Below are 17,361 nucleotides of genomic sequence, written 5' to 3'. Positions count from 1 at the left end.
GTCCTGAACAACCTGAACAACCTGAACAACCTGAACAACCTGAACAAAAGACGGCGCCCGTCCTCTCCCCCGAGGGAGGACGGGCGCCGCCGTTCTGTGGCGGCCTCGACCGGCCGCGTGTCATCAGAGTCATGGACGCGTCAGGTTGCTTCAAGGTTCATCCGGCCGCTGTGGCACGGAAGTGACCATTCCGCCATCGTGTGCGAGATCGGCAACGGTTGCTCTAGCCGGAACTGACATCCTGGCTCCGCGCATCCCACTTGGTAGCCAGAGTGGGCCGGTGGGGGGGTGGGGGGAGCAATGCCTCGTTGGAGGGAGCTACCGGATGAACTCGACCCAGAGGTGCGGGAGTTCGCGAGCCGGCTCCGCAGGCTCGTCGACCGCGGCGGGCTGAGCATCGCCGCGGTCGCGGACCGTACCGGGTACAGCAAAACGTCCTGGGAGCGGTATCTGAACGGCCGGCTGCTCGCGCCCAAGCGCGCGATCGTGGCCCTGGCCGAGGTGACGGGCACGGATCCGGTCCATCTGACCACCATGTGGGAGCTCGCGGAGCGCGCCTGGAGCCGCTCCGAGATGCGGCACGACATGACGATGGAGGCGATACGGATCTCCCAGGCGCGCGCGGCGCCGGGGGAGTTCGGGCCGAAAGCCACGAAGAACGGCACCAGCGAGGCCGCCGGCGTCGCGGGCCCCGAGAGCGTCGCGGGTGGCGCACCGACTGCGCCGGCGCAGGGTCAGACGCCCCGCGCGGACTCCCCGCCGGACCGGCAGCGGCGCGGGCGACGCCTGACCATGTTCCTCGCGGGCGTCGTGGGCGCCCTCGTCGCCATCGCCGGGGCCGTGTACCTCACGGGCGGCGGCATGACCGGCAAGGACGACGGCGCGAAGCCGCGGGCCACGCCGACCACAAGCGCCCCCGAACTGCCCGTCGGCGTCGAGTGCGCCGGCAAGGACTGCTCCGGCAAGGACCCCGAGAAGATGGGCTGCGGCGGCGAGTTCGCGCGGACCGCGGACTCCGTCCTCGTCGGCGCTGCCAGGATCGAGGTCCGCTACAGCAAGACGTGCGGCGCGGCATGGGCCCGTATCACCCAGGCGTCGCCGGGCGACACGGTGCAGATCCGGCAGACCGGTGGCAGCGGCAGCAACGACAGCAGCGGCGGCACCGGCGTACAGAAGGGCACCGTCGACGCGGACTTCGACGCGTACACCCCGATGGTGGCCGTGATGAAGGCGAGCGAGGCCAAGGCCTGCGCGACGCTGAAGACGGGCCGGACGGGCTGCACGAAGTAGCGCGGGAAGCATCGGCGGGACCACCGCGGAATTCGGTGCGGAATCGGGGGAATGCCTGCCCCGGACCGGGGCAGGCGGAGAAGTACCCCCACGGGAGTCGTCACGGCAAGTGGCACCCCCCTCAGGCGGCCGTCTGCTCACCTCTCCCGGCAGGCGGCCGTCTGCCGTTGCGGGAAGTGTGCGGCAAGTGTGCGGGAAGCGGGTGTTCTGTGGGGTGGGCCACACGTACCCGGAGGTGCGGGGGGTCCGGGGCGCGATAGCCTGACGGGCGGATCTCTTGATGCCGAGAGATCGATCAAAAAGCCCTGCTGTCATACGGAGAACGCCATGACCCGCACTCCCGTGAACGTCACCGTCACCGGCGCGGCCGGCCAGATCGGCTACGCACTGCTCTTCCGCATCGCCTCCGGCCAGCTGCTCGGCGCGGACGTGCCGGTCAACCTGCGCCTCCTGGAGATCACCCCCGCGCTCAAGGCCGCCGAGGGCACCGCCATGGAGCTCGACGACTGCGCCTTCCCGCTGCTGCAGAACATCGAGATCTCGGACGACCCGAACGTCGCCTTCGACGGCGCGAACGTCGCCCTCCTCGTCGGCGCCCGCCCCCGTACCAAGGGCATGGAGCGCGGCGACCTGCTCTCCGCCAACGGCGGCATCTTCAAGCCGCAGGGCAAGGCGATCAACGACAACGCCGCGGACGACATCAAGGTCCTCGTCGTCGGCAACCCGGCCAACACGAACGCGCTCATCGCGCAGGCCGCCGCCCCGGACGTACCGGCCGACCGCTTCACGGCCATGACCCGCCTGGACCACAACCGCGCGCTCACGCAGCTCGCGAAGAAGACCGGCACGACGGTCGCGGACATCAAGCGCCTCACCATCTGGGGCAACCACTCCGCCACCCAGTACCCGGACATCTTCCAGGCGTCCGTCGCCGGCAAGCCGGCCATCGAGGCCATCGGCGGCGACGAGAAGTGGCTGTCCGACGACTTCATCCCGACCGTCGCCAAGCGTGGCGCCGCGATCATCGAGGCCCGTGGCGCGTCCTCGGCCGCCTCGGCCGCGAACGCCGCGATCGACCACGTCCACACCTGGGTCAACGGCACCGCCGAGGGCGACTGGACCTCCATGGGTATCCCGTCGGACGGCTCCTACGGCGTCCCCGAGGGCCTTATCTCCTCGTTCCCCGTCACCACCAAGGACGGCAAGTACGAGATCGTCCAGGGCCTGGACATCAACGAGTTCTCCCGTGCGCGCATCGACGCGTCGGTGAAGGAGCTCGAGGAGGAGCGCGCCGCGGTCCGCGAGCTCGGCCTCATCTGATCACTGGCTTCATCTGATCGCCGGCCTGATCACCGGCTTGATCTGAGCCACGCGCTCCGCGCGCCCCGCACCCCCGCCCGTCCGGTTTAGTCCGGATTAGCGGGGGTGTGGTGTTTGTCGGCCGATTTAGGTCGATCGGGTGGTGACACAGCGCACTTTCGGCTACGGATTGTGCATGCTTTCCGGTCCCCAGGGCAGGGGGATCCGACGTTGCGGGCTCTTCGTGAAAAGAGAGTTTCGCGGTGTTCAGGGGGACTGATCGGGAACGGAAGGCAAAACGGGACGTGTCTGAACAGCAGAGCATTTTCGTGGACGGAGAATGGCGCAGCGCCGCCTCCGGAGCCACACGCGAGATCCTCGACCCGGCGGATGCCAAGCCGTTCGCAGTCATCGCCGAGGGCGGCGAAGCGGACGTGGACGCCGCGGTGGCCGCCGCGCGCCGCGCCTTCGACGAAGGATCATGGCCGGGCACGCCCGTCGCCGAGCGCGCCGCGCTCCTGCGCCGGGTCGCCGACCTCCTCGTACGCGACCGGGAGAAGATCGGGCTCATCGAGAGCCGAGACGCCGGCAAGACCGTGGAAGAAGGCCGCGTCGACGTCGACTGCGTCGCCGACGCCTTCCGGTACTTCGCGGACCTGGTCGTCGGAGAGGGCGGCGGGCGCGTCGTCGACGCCGGGTCGGACGAGATCCACAGCGTCGTCGTGCACGAGCCCGTGGGTGTGTGTTCCCTGATCACCCCGTGGAACTATCCGCTCCTCCAGGCCAGCTGGAAGGTCGCCCCGGCCCTCGCCGCCGGCAACACCTTCGTCATCAAGCCGAGCGAGATCACGCCGCTGACCACGGTGATCCTCGTCGAACTCCTCGCCGAGGCGGGGCTTCCCGCGGGCGTCGCCAACATCGTGACCGGCCCTGGCCACACCGTGGGCGCCCGCATGGCCGAGCACCCCGACGTCGACCTCGTCTCCTTCACCGGCGGCCTGGTCAGCGGCACGAAGGTCGCGCAGGCCGCGGCCGCCGACGTGAAGAAGATCGCCCTCGAACTCGGCGGCAAGAACCCGAACGTCGTCTTCGCCGACGCCTGCGACACCGCCGAAGGCTTCGACACCGCCGTCGACCAGGCGCTCAACGCCGCCTTCATCCACAGCGGGCAGGTCTGCTCCGCCGGCGGCCGGCTCATCGTCGAGGAGTCCGTGCGCGAGCGCTTCGTCGCCGAACTCGCCCGCCGCGCCGAGAAGATCAGGCTCGGCCGCGGCACCGAGGACGGCGTCGAGTGCGGCCCCCTCGTCTCCGCGCAGCAGCGCGACAAGACCGAGTACTACGTGGCGTCCGCGCTCGCCGAGGGCGCCGTCCTGCGCTGCGGCGGCAAGCGGCCCGAGCCCAGCGACGTACGGCCCGAGGGCGGCTACTTCTACGAGCCGACCGTCCTCGACCGCTGCCACCGCGAGATGCGCGCCGTCCGCGAGGAGGTCTTCGGCCCGGTCCTGACCGTCGAGACGTTCCGCACCGAGGACGAGGCCGTCGCCCTGGCCAACGACACCGAGTACGGGCTCGCCGGCGCCGTCTGGACCGCCGACGCGGGGCGCGCCCGCCGCGTCGCCGGACGCCTGCGCCACGGCACCGTGTGGATCAACGACTTCCACCCCTACCTGCCGCAGGCGGAGTGGGGCGGCTTCGGCAAGAGCGGCGTCGGCCGCGAGCTGGGCCCGGCCGGTCTCGCCGAGTACCGCGAGACCAAGCACGTGTACCAGAACCTGGCCCCGAAGCCCGTGCGCTGGTTCGCGGGCTGACCCCCCGCCGGCGCCTCACACCCCCACGTCTTTACGCGCAGAGCTTTGGAGTTGACGCATGCCTGAGAAGTCCGTGAACACGTACGACTACGACTACGTCATCGTCGGCGGCGGTACCGCCGGTTCCGTCATAGCCTCCCGGCTGACCCAGAACCCCGACGTCACCGTCGCCGTCATCGAGGGCGGCCCGAGCGACATCGACCGGGACGACGTCCTGACCCTGCGCCGCTGGCTCGGCCTCCTCGGCGGCGACCTCGACTACGGCTACACCACCACCGAGCAGCCGCGCGGCAACTCGCACATCCTGCACAGCCGCGCCAAGGTCCTCGGCGGCTGCTCGTCGCACAACACCCTCATCTCGTTCAAGCCGCTGCCCGGCGACTGGGACGAGTGGGCCGCGGCCGGCGCCGAGGGCTGGGACCACAAGGCGATGGACCCGTACTTCGGCAAGCTGCGCAACAACATCGTGGCGGTCGACGAGAAGGACCGGAACGCGATCGCCCGCGACTTCGTCGAGGCCGCGCTGACTGCCACGGGCGTGCCGCGCGTGGACGGCTTCAACAAGGCGCCGTTCAAGGACGGCGCGGGCTTCTTCGACCTCGCGTACCACCCGGAGAACAACAAGCGCTCCAGCGCCTCCGTCGCCTACCTCCACCCCCACATGGAGGCCGGCGACCGGCCCAACCTGACGCTCCTCCTTGAGACTTGGGCGTACAAGCTCGAGATGGACGGCACGCGGGCGCGCGGCGTCCACGTGCGGTCCAAGGACGGTGTGGAGAGCCTGATATCCGCCCGGCGCGAGGTCGTGGTGTGCGCCGGTGCCGTCGACACGCCCCGGCTGCTCATGCACTCCGGTATCGGCCCGAAGGCCGACCTGGAGAAGCTCGGCATCCCCGTCCTGCACGACCTGCCGGGCGTCGGCGAGAACCTGCTCGACCACCCCGAGTCCGTCATCGTGTGGGAGACCGACGGGCCGATCCCCGACAACTCCGCCATGGACAGCGACGCGGGTCTGTTCATCCAGCGGGACCCCGAGGCCGCCGGGCCCGACCTGATGTTCCACTTCTATCAAATTCCGTTCACGGACAACCCCGAGCGCCTCGGCTACGAGAAGCCCGAGCACGGGGTGTCCATGACGCCCAACATCCCCAAGCCGCGCAGCCGCGGCCGCCTCTACCTGACCAGCGCGGACCCCGAGGACAAGCCCGCCCTCGACTTCCGCTACTTCACGGACGAGGACGACTACGACGGCCGCACCCTCGTCGACGGCATCAAGATCGCCCGCGAGATCGCGAAGACCGAGCCGCTCGCCGGCTGGCTCAGGCGCGAGGTGTGCCCCGGGCCCGACGTGGTGAGCGACGAGGAGCTCTCCGAGTACGCGCGCAAGGTCGCGCACACCGTCTACCACCCCGCCGGGACCTGTCGCATGGGCGCAAACAATGATGAACTCGCCGTCGTGGACCCGGAGTTGAGGATCCGCGGTCTCGAATCGATCCGCATCGCCGACGCGTCCGTCTTCCCCACGATGCCGGCGGTGAACCCGATGATCGGGGTGCTCATGGTCGGGGAGAAGTGTGCCGAGCTGCTGGGTGGTGACGCGTGATGAGTACGACTGTGGAGAAGGCACGTGAAGAGGGCGCGCACACGGACGCGCCCGTGTTCTCCGTGCGCAACCTGTGGAAGGTCTTCGGACCGAAGGCCGACCGGGTGCCGGGCGACGCGGAACTCGCCGGCCTGAGCGCCGCCGAACTGCGCACCCGCACCGGGTGCACCGCCGCCGTGCGGGACGTCAGCTTCGACGTGCGCAAGGGCGAGGTCTTCGTCGTCATGGGCCTCTCCGGCTCCGGCAAGTCCACCCTCGTACGCTGCCTGACCCGGCTCATCGAGCCGACCTCCGGCGGGATATCCATCGAGGGCGAGGACGTCCTCGGCATGGACAAGGGGCGCCTGCGTGCACTGCGGCGCCACCGCGCCGCCATGGTCTTCCAGCACTTCGGGCTCCTCCCGCACCGCACCGTGCTCGACAACGTCGCGTACGGCCTGGAGATCCAGGGCATGGGCCGCGCCGAGCGGCGCGCCAAGGCGGCGGCGGTCGTCGAGAAGGTCGGCCTCGAAGGTCTTGAGCAGCGGCGCCCCGGGCAGCTGTCCGGCGGTCAGCAGCAGCGGGTCGGGCTCGCGCGCGCACTCGCCGTCGATCCCGAAGTGCTGCTGTTCGACGAGCCGTTCAGCGCCCTCGACCCGCTGATCCGCCGCGACATGCAGGAGGAGGTCATCCGGCTCCACCGTGAGGAGGGCCGGACCATGGTCTTCATCACGCACGACCTGACGGAGGCGCTGCGGCTCGGCGACCGGATCGCGCTGATGCGCGACGGCAAGATCGTGCAGCTGGGCACGCCCGAGGAGATCGTGGGCTCGCCCGCCGACGACTACGTACGCGAGTTCGTCCGGGACGTGCCGCGCGAGCAGGTCATGACGGTGCGCCGCGCGATGCGGCCCGCCGACGCGGACGAGGTCGGGCGCGGCCCGGCCGTCGCGCCCGGCGCGACCGTGTCGGAGGCGATCGAGGCGGTCGCCAGGACCGGCTTCGCGGTACGGGTCATGGACGACGGCCGCTGCCTGGGGGTCGTGGACCATGCGCGGCTGCTTGGCGTGGTGGCGGGGACGGGGGCCGGTTCCGGGGTGGAGGCGGGTTCGGGGACGGATTCGGAGTCCGGGGCGGGAGCCGCTTCGGAGGCCGGTGCCGGTGCCAGTGCCAGTGCCAGTGCCGGTTCCGGTGACGCTGGAAGCGACGCTGTCGCCGACGTCACGCCCCCGGGCGAGGAGGTCGCCTGATGGCCGCCGCCAGTACCGTCACCGCCCCCGCGGCGGACACCTCGCGCCTCGGCGCGCTCGTGCGCAACCGCGCCCTCGGCAAGCTCCTGCTGCTCGCCGTCGTCGCGGCCGTCCTCATCCCGATCGTCAACGCCAAGTGGGCGAGCGGCAGTTGGCCGCACGCGCTCACCGTCGACCTGACCGGACCGCTGGGCAAGACCAGTGACTGGATCATCGACAACCGGGACAGCCACCCGCTGTTCCTCTACTTCTTCGGCCACATCAGCAACGCCGTCGTCATCTGTGTGCGCGGCGTCTACCTGGTGCTCCTCGCCGCCGGCTGGGCCGGCGTCACCGCCGCGGCCGGGCTCATCGCCTGGCGCGTGGCGGGCCTCAAGCTCGCGGCGGCCGCCACCGCCGCGTTCCTCGCCTGCGGGCTCCTCGGCATGTGGGTTCCCACCATGCAGACGCTCGCGCTCATGATCGTCGCCGTACTCGCCTCGGTCGTGCTCGGCGCGGTCCTCGGACTCGCCGCCGGCCTGTCCGACCGTACGAACCGGGCGCTGCGGCCCGTACTCGACACGATGCAGGTCCTGCCCGCGTTCGCGTACCTGCTGCCGGTCGTCCTCGTGTTCGGCATCGGTGTCCCGGCCGCCGTCCTCGCGACCGTGGTCTACGCGGCCCCGCCCATGGCCCGCCTCACCGCGCTCGGCCTGCGCGAGGCCGACGGCGGTGTCATGGAGGCCGTCGCCTCGCTCGGCGCGACCGCGCGGCAGCGGCTCCTCACGGCCCGGCTCCCGCTCGCCCGTAAGCAGCTCCTCCTCGGGCTCAACCAGACGATCATGATGGCGCTCTCGATGGCCGTCATCGCGTCGGTGATCGGCGCGGGCGGTCTCGGTGACCGCGTGTACCAGGCACTGGCATCCGTGGACGTCGGCGCGGCTCTCGCCGCCGGCATCCCGATCGTGCTGCTCGCCGTGATCCTGGACCGTACGACGGCCGCGGCGGGGGAGCGGCTCGGTGCCGCCGAACCCGACGGCCGCCGCCTGCACGGTCTCAGCGGCTGGGGCGTGGCGGCGCTTGTGACGATCGCCGTCGCCCTCGCGGCCCGCTTCGCCGGCCGCATCGACTGGCCCGACACGTGGATCGTCAACATCGCCGACCCGGTCAACAACGCCGTCGACTGGATGACCAGCCACCTGTACTCCGGTGTCCCCTACATCGGCGGAACCGCCGACTGGGCGGGCCACTTCACCACCTGGGTCCTCGACCCGGTGCGCGACGGCCTGCAGGGCATGCCCTGGTGGGCCGTGCTCCTCGTCGTCGCCGCGCTCGCCTGGCTGATCGGCACCTGGCGCACCGCCCTGACCGCCGTGCTCGCCATGGCCGCGATCGGCGTCCTCGGTGTGTGGAAGCCGTCGCTCGACACGCTGTCCCAGGTCCTCGCGGCCGTCGCCGTGACGCTGGTCATCGGCTTCGCCGTCGGCATCGCGGCGGCGCGGAGCGAGCGCGTCGAACTGCTGCTGCGGCCCGTCCTCGACGTCTTCCAGACGATGCCGCAGTTCGTGTACCTGATCCCGGTGGTCGCGCTGTTCGGCGTCGGCCGCGCCCCCGCCGTCGCCGCGGCCGTGGTCTACGCGCTGCCGGCCGTCATCCGCATCACGACGCAGGGTCTGCGCCAGGTGAACGGGGCGGCCATGGAGTCGGCCCGGTCCATGGGCGCGACGAGCGGGCAGCAACTGCGCCAGGTCCAGCTGCCGCTGGCCAGGCCCGCGCTGCTCCTCGCCGTGAACCAGGGAGTCGTCCTCGTCCTCGCCGTCGTCATCATCGGCGGCCTGGTGGGCGGCGGCGCGCTCGGCTACGACGTCGTGTTCGGCCTCGCGCAGGGCGACCTGGCGACCGGGCTCGTCGCGGGCGCCGCGATCGTGTGCCTCGGACTCATGCTCGACCGGGTCACGCAGCCGACCGAGCGCCGCGCGAAGAAGGGAGCGTGACCATGCGTATATCCATGCGTATGTCGATCCGGGTACGCCGCACGACCATCGGCCTCGCGGCCGCGGGCACCCTCCTGGTGGCCACCGGCTGCGGCGCCGCCGACATGACCAAGCAGTCCTCCCCGTACGCGAACGCGAAGGGCGCCAAGACGGTGACCCTGTCCGTCCAGTCCTGGGTGGGCGCGCAGTCCAACATCGCCGTCGCCGAGTACCTGCTCAAGCACGAGCTCGGCTACCGCGTCGACACCGTCCAGGTCGACGAGGTCCCCGCGTGGGACGCGCTCAGCCAGGGCCGCGTCGACGCGATCATGGAGGACTGGGGCCACCCCGACCAGGAGCAGCGGTACGTCAAGGACAAGAAGACGATCGTGAACGGCGGCGGCCTCGGCGTCACCGGACACATCGGCTGGTTCGTCCCCACGTACTTCGCCGAGCAGCACCCGGACGTCACGAACTGGAAGAACCTCAACAAGTACGCGTCCCAGCTGCGCACCGCCGAGAGCGGCGGCAAGGGCCAACTCCTCGACGGATCCCCGTCGTACGTCACGAACGACAAGGCCCTTGTCGACAACCTGAAGCTGAAGTACCAGGTCGTCTTCTCGGGCTCCGAGGCGGCGCAGATCACCCAGATCAAGCAGTTCGCCAAGGCCAGGAAGCCCTTCCTGACGTACTGGTACCAGCCGCAGTGGCTGTTCAAGAAGGTGCCGATGACGGAGGTGAAGCTGCCGGCGTACAAGGACGGCTGCGACGCCGACCCGAAGAAGGTCGCCTGCGCCTACCCGAAGACGCCGCTGCAGAAGTACCTCAACGCGGACTTCTCGAAGAGCGGCGGCAAGGCGGCGCAGTTCCTGAAGAACTTCAAGTGGACGACCGAGGACCAGAACGAGGTCTCTCTGCTCATCGCCGACAAGAAGATGTCGCCGGACGAGGCGGCGAAGAAGTGGATCGACGAGCACGAGTCCACATGGCGGGCCTGGCTGCCCAAGTAGTGGTCACACGCGTATGCCGGGTGCCCTCCCCTGACGGGGCACCCGGCATGCGTGCTGTGCGATGGCCGCTACTTGAAGTCCCCCGCGGTGTAGTGCCCGGGCACCATCCGCGTCGAGACGCCGAACCGGTTCCACGCGTTGATCACCGTGATCGCGGCGATCAGCTGCGTCAGCTCCCGCTCGTCGTACAGCTCGGCCGCCCGCGCGTACGTCTCGTCCGGCACGAACCCGTCGGTCAGCACGGTGATCGCCTCGGTCAGCTCGATCGCCGCGATCTCCCGGGCCGTGTAGAAGTGCCGCGACTCCTCCCACGCGCTGAGCTGGATGATCCGCTCGACGCTCTCGCCCGCGGCGAGCGCGTCCTTGGAGTGCATGTCGAGGCAGAACGCACAGTGGTTGAGCTGCGAGGCGCGGATCTTGACCAGTTCGAGCGTCACCGGGTCGACGCCCTTACGGGACTCGGCGTCGAGCCGGATCATGGCCTTGTAGACGTCCGGGGCGTGCTTGGCCCACGCCAGGCGCGGCGCGTGCTCGTGGACGTACTCCTTGCCGGCGGCTTCGGTGCTGGTCGTTTCGTCGTTCGTCGTCGTCATGCTCTCGACCCTACGAGCGGAATAGCCCACGGGTATGGTCCATTCCCATGGTGGAATCCTGGGCCACTTCGCCCTCCGGTCAAGCGCTCGGTATCGATCTGCACATCGAGCCGACCGGCTCCGGCCTGCGCAAAGGCCTGACCGACGCGCTCCGCGACGCCGTACGCGGCGGACGCCTCGCCCCCGGCATCCGGCTGCCGTCCTCCCGCACCCTCGCCGCCGATCTGGGCATCGCCCGCAACACCGTCGCCGACGCCTACGCGGACCTCGTCGCCGAGGGCTGGCTCACCGCGCGCCAGGGCTCGGGAACCCGCGTGGCGGAGCGGCCGGTGGAGACGCCCGAGCCTGGCCCGGCCCGCGGTCGGCGCGCCCCGGCCGGACTCCGCCACGACCTGCACCCCGGCACCCCCGACCTGTCCTCGTTCCCGCGCGCCGAATGGCTCAAGGCGGCGCGCCGCGCCCTCACCGCCGCCCCGAACGACGCCCTCGGCTACGGGGATCCGCGCGGCCGCGTCGAACTGCGCACCGCCCTCGCCGGCTACCTGGCCCGCGCCCGCGGCGTCCACGCCGATCCCGACCGCATCGTGATCTGCTCCGGCTTCGTCCACGGCCTGATGCTGCTCGGCGAGGTACTGCGGAGCAGGGGCGTGCGCGACGTGGCCGTGGAGACGTACGGGCTCGACATCCACTGGAACATCCTGACCCGGTCCGGCCTGCGGACCCACCCCCTTCCTCTCGATCAACTGGGCACCCGCACCGGTGAGTTGGCCGCCGGTGAACCGGACGTGGGCGCCGCCCTGCTGACCCCCGCCCACCAGTTCCCCATGGGCGTGCCCCTCCACCCCGACCGGCGCACCGCCGCCGTCGACTGGGCCCGCCGCACCGGCGGACTGATCCTGGAGGACGACTACGACGGCGAGTTCCGCTACGACCGCCAGCCCGTCGGCGCCCTCCAGGGCCTCGACCCCGACCGCGTCGTCTACTTCGGCACGGCCAGCAAGTCCCTCGCCCCCGGCCTGCGCCTGGGCTGGCTGGTACTCCCGCCGTCCGTCGCCGCGGAGGTCACGGAGGCGAAGGGCAGCGCCGACTGGTCCTGCGGCGTCCTCGACCAGCTGACCCTCGCGGAGTTCATCGGCTCCGGCGCCTACGACCGTCACGTCCGCGGCGCCCGCCTGCGCTACCGCCGGCGCCGCGACCAGCTCGTGGCCGCCCTCGCCGAACGCGCCCCCGACGTCCGCGTCACCGGCATCGCCGCCGGCCTGCACGCCGTCCTCCAACTCCCGCCCGGCACCGAACAGTCCGTGGTCCGCGCCGCCGCCTGGCAGCGCCTCGGCGTATCCGGCCTCTCCAGCTTCCGCCACGACGACGCCCCCGCCACGGCGACCCAGGACGCCCTGGTGGTCGGCTACGGAACCCCACCGGACCACGCCTGGTCAGGAGCCCTGGAAGCCCTGTGCCGGGTACTGCCGTAGCGCGGCGGCGCCGTCAGACCCGGACGGGCTCGGAGGCGTCCTCCACCGGCGCCTCCCCGAAACGCGCAAGGGCCAGCGCCCCCGCCACGGCCACCACGAACCCGAGAACGGCCAGCCAGGCCAGCCCCTCGCGCGTGCGGTCCCCGAGCCAGACCACGCCGATCAGCGCCGGCCCGACCGTCTCGCCCACGACCATCCCGGCGGTGGCCGTGGTCACCGACCCCTTCTGCAACGCCGACGTCAGCAGCAGAAACGCCGCACCTCCACCGAGCAGCAGCGCGTACGTCGCCGGATTGCTGAGCAGGGCCCCCGGAGAGACATCGTCGATGAGCCGCACCGACACCTCCACCACCCCGAACCCGCACCCGGCGCCAAGGCCCAGAGCCAGCGCCCGGCCCCGCCCCGGCAGCCGCCCCGCCACGGCCCCGATCAGCAGCACACCGGCCGCCGTCGCCAGCATCGCGTACCGCAACGCGTCCGAACCCGGCTCCCCTCCCTCCGTCCCCGACGCGAGGCCCAGCATCGCGAGGCCCGCGACCACCACCCCGACGGCGCCCCACTCGACACCGCTCAACCGCGCGTCAAGCAGCCGGGAAGCGACCACCGCCGTCACCGCCAGACTCGAGGCAAGGGCCGCCCCCACGGCGTAGATCGGAATCGACCGCAGTGCCACGACCTGCAGCACGAACCCGAGCCCGTCGAGCCCGAGGCCCGCGACGTAACGCCACTGCCGCAGCGCCCGCAGCAACAACGCCGCGTCGACCCCCGACCCCGACCCCGGCTCCGCGGCCCGCGCGGCGACCGCCTGCAACACGGAAGCCGTACCGAAACAGACCGCGGACCCGAGCGCACACACCATTCCAAGAAGCACGAAGCGACTGTAGAGGTAGCGACTGCAGAGGTAGCGACTGCAGGGGTCAGTCGGCCAGGACCGCCCGGAGCTGGTCGAGTCCCCAGTCCAGGTCCTCCTTGCTGATCACCAGTGGGGGAGCGATCCGGATCGTGCTCCCGTGGGTGTCCTTGACGAGAACCCCCTTGTCCAGCAGCTTCTCCGAGATCTCCCTCCCCGTGCCGCACGACGGATCGATGTCGACCCCCGCCCACAGCCCGCGTCCCCGCACCTGCGTCACCCTGCCCGTCCCCGCCAGCAGGGCCAGCTCCGCGTGAAGGTGTTCGCCCAGCTCCGCCGCCCGCCTCTGGAACTCCCCGCTCCGCAGCATCGCGATGACCTCGAGGGCCACGGCGCAGGCCAGCGGGTTCCCGCCGAACGTCGACCCGTGCTCACCCGGCTTGAACACCCCGAGCACGTCTTCGCCGGCCACCACCGCCGACACCGGTACGACCCCGCCGCCGAGCGCCTTGCCCAGGACATACATGTCGGGCACCACGCCCTCGTGCTCACAGGCGAACGTCCGCCCGGTGCGCCCGAGCCCCGACTGGATCTCGTCCGCGATGAACAGCACGTTCCGCTCGCGGGTCAACTCCCGTACCGCCGGCAGATATCCGGCCGGTGGCACGAGGACGCCGGCCTCGCCCTGGATCGGTTCGAGCAGCACCGCGACCGTGTTCTCGGTGACAGCGCCGCGCAGCGCCGTCAGGTCGCCGTACGGAACGATCTCGAACCCGGGCGTGTAGGGCCCGAAGTCCGCGCGCGCCTCCAGGTCCGTGGAGAAGCTGACGATCGTCGTGGTCCGGCCGTGGAAGTTGTTGCCCGCCACGACGATCTTCGCTCTCCCGTCGGGCACCTCCTTGACCTGGTACCCCCACTTCCTCGCCGTCTTCACGGCGGTCTCCACCGCCTCCGCCCCCGTGTTCATCGGCAGCACCATGTCCATGCCGCACAGGTCCGCGAGCTGGGTGCAGAACTCGGCGAACCGGTCGTGATGGAAGGCGCGGGACGTCAGCGTCACCCGGTCCAGCTGGGCCTTGGCGGCGTCGATGAGCCGCCGGTTCCCGTGGCCGAAGTTGAGCGCCGAGTAACCGGCGAGCATGTCGAGGTAGCGGCGCCCCTCGACATCCGTCATCCACGCCCCCTCCGCCGTGGCGACCACGACGGGCAGCGGGTGGTAGTTGTGCGCACTGTGCGCTTCGGACGCGGCGATGAAGGCTTCCGTTGCGGCATTCGGAGGAGTCACAGCAGTCACGGGATCTCCGTTCTTACAGCTCTTGCGGCGCGCAGACGCGGGCTTGTGGCCCCTTCCTATCGTCGCTCGCATCGTGGACCGGGAAACCTCGCCCTCCGGCGCGCCCGGTAGTGTGGCCACAGGGCCGTGACTGGCGCGCTTGGATGGGACCGACCATCAGGGAGCGGCCCGAGAACTGTGTGCCGTGCGCCTGGGCCGACCCGTGAACTTCCCCGGCTCCCGACCTCGCTCGGGCAGGGGGAGGCCCCATCCGTCCGGAGGTCCGTCATGCCAGAGCCCACCCTCTCCACCGAGTCCGTAGCCTTCCGCAGCGCGCTCGACGTGATCCGCGGTGTCGAGCCCCGCGTGGCCGACGCCATCGGCCAGGAGATCGCCGACCAGCGCGAGATGCTCAAGCTCATCGCCAGTGAGAACTACGCCTCCCCGGCGACCCTCCTCGCGATGGGCAACTGGTTCAGCGACAAGTACGCCGAGGGCACCGTCGGCCGCCGTTTCTACGCCGGCTGCCGCAACGTGGACACCGTCGAGGCCCTCGCCGCCGAGCACGCCCGCGAGCTCTTCGGCGCCCGCCACGCCTACGTCCAGCCGCACTCCGGCATCGACGCCAACCTCGTCGCCTTCTGGGCCGTCCTCGCCCAGCGCGTCGAGGCTCCCGCCCTGGAGCGCGCGGGCGTCCGCAACGTCAACGACCTCACCGACGCCGACTGGGCCGAGCTCCGCCAGGCCTTCGGCAACCAGCGCATGCTCGGCATGTCCCTGGACGCCGGCGGCCACCTCACCCACGGCTTCCGCCCGAACATCTCCGGCAAGATGTTCGACCAGCGCAGCTACGGCACCGACCCGCAGACCGGCCTCGTCGACTACGAGGCCCTGCGCGCCAGCGCCCGCGACTTCAAGCCGCTGATCATCGTCGCCGGCTACTCCGCGTACCCGCGTCTCGTGAACTTCCGCATCATGCGCGAGATCGCCGACGAGGTCGGGGCGACCCTCATGGTCGACATGGCGCACTTCGCGGGCCTCGTCGCCGGCAAGGTCCTCACCGGCGACTTCGACCCGATCCCGCACGCCCAGATCGTCACCACCACGACGCACAAGTCGCTGCGCGGCCCGCGCGGCGGCATGGTCCTGTGCGACGACTCCCTGAAGGACCAGGTCGACCGCGGCTGCCCGATGGTCCTCGGCGGCCCGCTGCCGCACGTCATGGCCGCCAAGGCCGTCGCCCTCGCCGAGGCCCGCCGCCCCGAGTTCCGTACCTACGCCCAGGCCGTCGTCGACAACGCCCGCGCCCTCGCCGAAGGCCTGACCCGCCGCGGCGCCACGCTCGTCACGGGCGGTACGGACAACCACCTCAACCTGATCGACGTCGCCACGTCCTACGGGCTCACCGGTCGCCAGGCCGAGAACGCGCTCCTCGACTCCGGCATCGTCACCAACCGCAACTCCATCCCCGCCGACCCCAACGGTGCCTGGTACACCTCCGGCATCCGCATCGGCACCCCCGCCCTGACCACCCGAGGTCTGGGCGCCACGGAGATGGACGAGGTCGCCGGCCTGATGGACCGGGTCCTGGCCGCCGCGGAGCCGGGCACAACCAGCAAGGGCGCGCCCTCCAAGGCGCAGCACACCCTGGACCCGAAGATCGCCGACGAGGTCTCCTCGCGCGCGTCCGACCTGCTGAGCGGCTTCCCGCTGTACCCCGAGGTCGACCTCACCTGAGCCGCCGGCGCTCCTTCCCCTGAGGCCCTGACACACCCTGACCCGCTCCCCTGGGAGCGGGTCAGGGTGTGTTCCTCGTCTCATCACAAGGCCCGTGAAGGTGCACGCTCCGTACACGGATCCGGCACTTGTCGTGCACTCGTTCCCCACCTGTTCCCTAGCAAGGAGAGACACCTGAGAGAATGAGGAGCATGGCCTCTGATCGTCCCCGCGTGCTCTCCGGAATCCAGCCCACGGCAGGCTCGTTCCACCTCGGCAACTACCTCGGCGCGGTCCGCCAGTGGGTGGCGCTGCAGGAGTCCCACGACGCGTTCTACATGGTCGTGGACCTGCATGCGATCACCGTGCCGCAGGACCCGAAGGAACTCCGCGCCAACACCCGGCTCGCGGCGGCCCAGCTCCTGGCCGCCGGACTCGACCCGGACCGCTGCACGCTGTTCGTCCAGAGCCATGTCCCCGAGCACGCGCAGCTCGGCTGGCTCATGAACTGTCTGACGGGCTTCGGCGAGGCCTCCCGCATGACCCAGTTCAAGGACAAGTCCGCCAAGCAGGGCGCCGACCGCGCGACCGTCGGCCTCTTCACGTACCCGGTCCTCCAGGTCGCGGACATCCTGCTGTACAACGCCGACCAGGTTCCCGTGGGCGAGGACCAGCGCCAGCACATCGAGCTGACCCGTGACCTCGCCGAGCGTTTCAACGGCCGCTTCGGCGAGACGTTCACGATCCCGGCGCCGTACATCCTCAAGGAGACGGCGAAGATCTTCGACCTGCAGGACCCGTCGATCAAGATGAGCAAGTCGGCGTCGACGCCGAAGGGCCTCATCAACCTGCTCGACGAGCCGAAGGCCACGGCCAAGAAGGTCAAGAGCGCGGTCACCGACACCGAGACGGTGATCCGCTTCGACCCGGAGAACAAGCCGGGCGTCAGCAACCTCCTCGCCATCTACTCCACCCTCACCGGCACAGGTATCCCGGAACTGGAGCAGAAGTACGAGGGCAAGATGTACGGTGCGCTCAAGACGGACCTGGCGGAGGTCATGGTCGATTTCGTGACACCTTTCCGGACCCGCACCCAGGAGTACCTGGACGACCCGGAGACGCTCGACTCGGTCCTGGCCAAGGGCGCGGAGAAGGCGCGTGCCGTCGCCGCCGAGACCCTCGCCCAGGCGTACGACAGGATCGGTTTCCTGCCGGCGAAGCACTGAGTCCGGGCGCCGCCCGAACCGCCTGTACCGCCACCCGCCC

The 17,361-nt window shown here is 70.7% G+C and carries 13 protein-coding genes and 1 riboswitch; of the genes, 10 read left to right on the top strand and 3 right to left on the bottom strand.

What is annotated here, in order from left to right; translation table 11 throughout:
- The first annotated feature begins 300 nt into the window (after nt 1–300).
- The 7 genes from EOT10_RS32585 (at nt 301) to EOT10_RS32555 (ending at nt 10,191) form a co-directional block, all read left to right on the top strand.
- Nucleotides 301–1,290: a helix-turn-helix domain-containing protein gene (locus EOT10_RS32585; RefSeq protein ID WP_127831986.1), complete on the top strand. Its 990-nt coding sequence runs from the start codon at nt 301–303 to the stop codon at nt 1,288–1,290.
- A gap of 327 nt (nt 1,291–1,617) precedes the next feature.
- On the top strand, nt 1,618–2,610 hold the full coding sequence (locus tag EOT10_RS32580; RefSeq protein ID WP_127831985.1) for a malate dehydrogenase: 993 nt from the start codon (nt 1,618–1,620) through the stop codon (nt 2,608–2,610).
- A gap of 284 nt (nt 2,611–2,894) precedes the next feature.
- Nucleotides 2,895–4,397: an aldehyde dehydrogenase family protein gene (locus EOT10_RS32575; protein WP_127831984.1), complete on the top strand. Its 1,503-nt coding sequence runs from the start codon at nt 2,895–2,897 to the stop codon at nt 4,395–4,397.
- Between the two features lie 58 nt (nt 4,398–4,455).
- Entirely contained in the window at nt 4,456–6,000 is a 1,545-nt protein-coding gene (locus EOT10_RS32570; RefSeq protein ID WP_127831983.1) for a GMC family oxidoreductase, read from the top strand.
- The gene (locus tag EOT10_RS32565) at nt 6,000–7,229 is read left to right on the top strand and encodes a quaternary amine ABC transporter ATP-binding protein (protein WP_189492363.1); all 1,230 of its coding nucleotides are present in this window, start codon (nt 6,000–6,002) and stop codon (nt 7,227–7,229) included. Before EOT10_RS32570 ends, EOT10_RS32565 begins: the two co-directional genes overlap by 1 nt.
- Entirely contained in the window at nt 7,229–9,202 is a 1,974-nt protein-coding gene (locus EOT10_RS32560; RefSeq protein WP_223281336.1) for an ABC transporter permease subunit, read from the top strand. The genes EOT10_RS32565 and EOT10_RS32560 overlap by 1 nt, the downstream gene beginning before the upstream one ends.
- 20 nt (nt 9,203–9,222) lie before the next feature.
- Nucleotides 9,223–10,191, top strand: coding sequence for an ABC transporter substrate-binding protein (locus EOT10_RS32555; protein WP_127832015.1), 969 nt, complete (start codon nt 9,223–9,225; stop codon nt 10,189–10,191).
- 68 nt (nt 10,192–10,259) lie between these two features.
- Here EOT10_RS32555 and EOT10_RS32550 read toward each other — a convergent pair whose 3' ends face one another.
- Entirely contained in the window at nt 10,260–10,784 is a 525-nt protein-coding gene (locus tag EOT10_RS32550) for a carboxymuconolactone decarboxylase family protein (protein WP_127831982.1), read from the bottom strand.
- Between the two features lie 47 nt (nt 10,785–10,831).
- Here EOT10_RS32550 and pdxR point away from each other — a divergent pair, with 47 nt between their 5' ends.
- Complete coding sequence (gene pdxR / locus EOT10_RS32545) at nt 10,832–12,256, top strand: MocR-like pyridoxine biosynthesis transcription factor PdxR (RefSeq protein ID WP_127831981.1); 1,425 nt, start codon at nt 10,832–10,834, stop codon at nt 12,254–12,256.
- 13 nt (nt 12,257–12,269) lie between these two features.
- On the opposite strand, the gene EOT10_RS32540 is transcribed toward pdxR, so the two are convergent.
- Complete coding sequence (locus EOT10_RS32540; RefSeq protein ID WP_127832014.1) at nt 12,270–13,115, bottom strand: DMT family protein; 846 nt, start codon at nt 13,113–13,115, stop codon at nt 12,270–12,272.
- Nucleotides 13,116–13,173: 58 nt separating this feature from the next.
- Nucleotides 13,174–14,460, bottom strand: a complete 1,287-nt coding sequence (gene rocD, locus EOT10_RS32535) for an ornithine--oxo-acid transaminase (RefSeq protein WP_431313351.1) — start codon at nt 14,458–14,460, stop codon at nt 13,174–13,176.
- A 56-nt stretch (nt 14,461–14,516) separates the two neighbouring features.
- Nucleotides 14,517–14,603, top strand: a riboswitch (ZMP/ZTP riboswitch).
- A gap of 64 nt (nt 14,604–14,667) precedes the next feature.
- Here rocD and EOT10_RS32530 point away from each other — a divergent pair.
- Nucleotides 14,668–16,116, top strand: a complete 1,449-nt coding sequence (locus EOT10_RS32530; RefSeq protein WP_127831979.1) for a glycine hydroxymethyltransferase — start codon at nt 14,668–14,670, stop codon at nt 16,114–16,116.
- 191 nt (nt 16,117–16,307) lie between these two features.
- Nucleotides 16,308–17,321: a tryptophan--tRNA ligase gene (gene trpS / locus EOT10_RS32525; protein ID WP_127831978.1), complete on the top strand. Its 1,014-nt coding sequence runs from the start codon at nt 16,308–16,310 to the stop codon at nt 17,319–17,321.
- Nucleotides 17,322–17,361 lie beyond the last annotated feature (40 nt).

This window comes from Streptomyces antnestii (assembly GCF_004005495.1).
GTDB classification, from domain to species: domain Bacteria; phylum Actinomycetota; class Actinomycetes; order Streptomycetales; family Streptomycetaceae; genus Streptomyces; species Streptomyces antnestii.
This window is presented reverse-complemented; position numbering and strand designations above follow the sequence as displayed.

Excerpts from the sequence above, each read along its gene's own strand:
- EOT10_RS32585 (WP_127831986.1), top strand. The coding sequence starts at position 301 with ATGCCTCGTTGGAGGGAGCTACCGGATGAACTCGACCCAGAGGTGCGG.
- EOT10_RS32580 (WP_127831985.1), top strand. The coding sequence starts at position 1,618 with ATGACCCGCACTCCCGTGAACGTCACCGTCACCGGCGCGGCCGGCCAG.
- EOT10_RS32570 (WP_127831983.1), top strand. The coding sequence starts at position 4,456 with ATGCCTGAGAAGTCCGTGAACACGTACGACTACGACTACGTCATCGTC.
- EOT10_RS32565 (WP_189492363.1), top strand. The coding sequence starts at position 6,000 with ATGAGTACGACTGTGGAGAAGGCACGTGAAGAGGGCGCGCACACGGAC.
- EOT10_RS32560 (WP_223281336.1), top strand. The coding sequence starts at position 7,229 with ATGGCCGCCGCCAGTACCGTCACCGCCCCCGCGGCGGACACCTCGCGC.
- EOT10_RS32555 (WP_127832015.1), top strand. The coding sequence starts at position 9,223 with ATGTCGATCCGGGTACGCCGCACGACCATCGGCCTCGCGGCCGCGGGC.
- EOT10_RS32550 (WP_127831982.1), bottom strand. The coding sequence starts at position 10,784 with ATGACGACGACGAACGACGAAACGACCAGCACCGAAGCCGCCGGCAAG.
- pdxR (WP_127831981.1), top strand. The coding sequence starts at position 10,832 with ATGGTGGAATCCTGGGCCACTTCGCCCTCCGGTCAAGCGCTCGGTATC.
- EOT10_RS32540 (WP_127832014.1), bottom strand. The coding sequence starts at position 13,115 with ATGGTGTGTGCGCTCGGGTCCGCGGTCTGTTTCGGTACGGCTTCCGTG.
- EOT10_RS32530 (WP_127831979.1), top strand. The coding sequence starts at position 14,668 with ATGCCAGAGCCCACCCTCTCCACCGAGTCCGTAGCCTTCCGCAGCGCG.
- trpS (WP_127831978.1), top strand. The coding sequence starts at position 16,308 with ATGGCCTCTGATCGTCCCCGCGTGCTCTCCGGAATCCAGCCCACGGCA.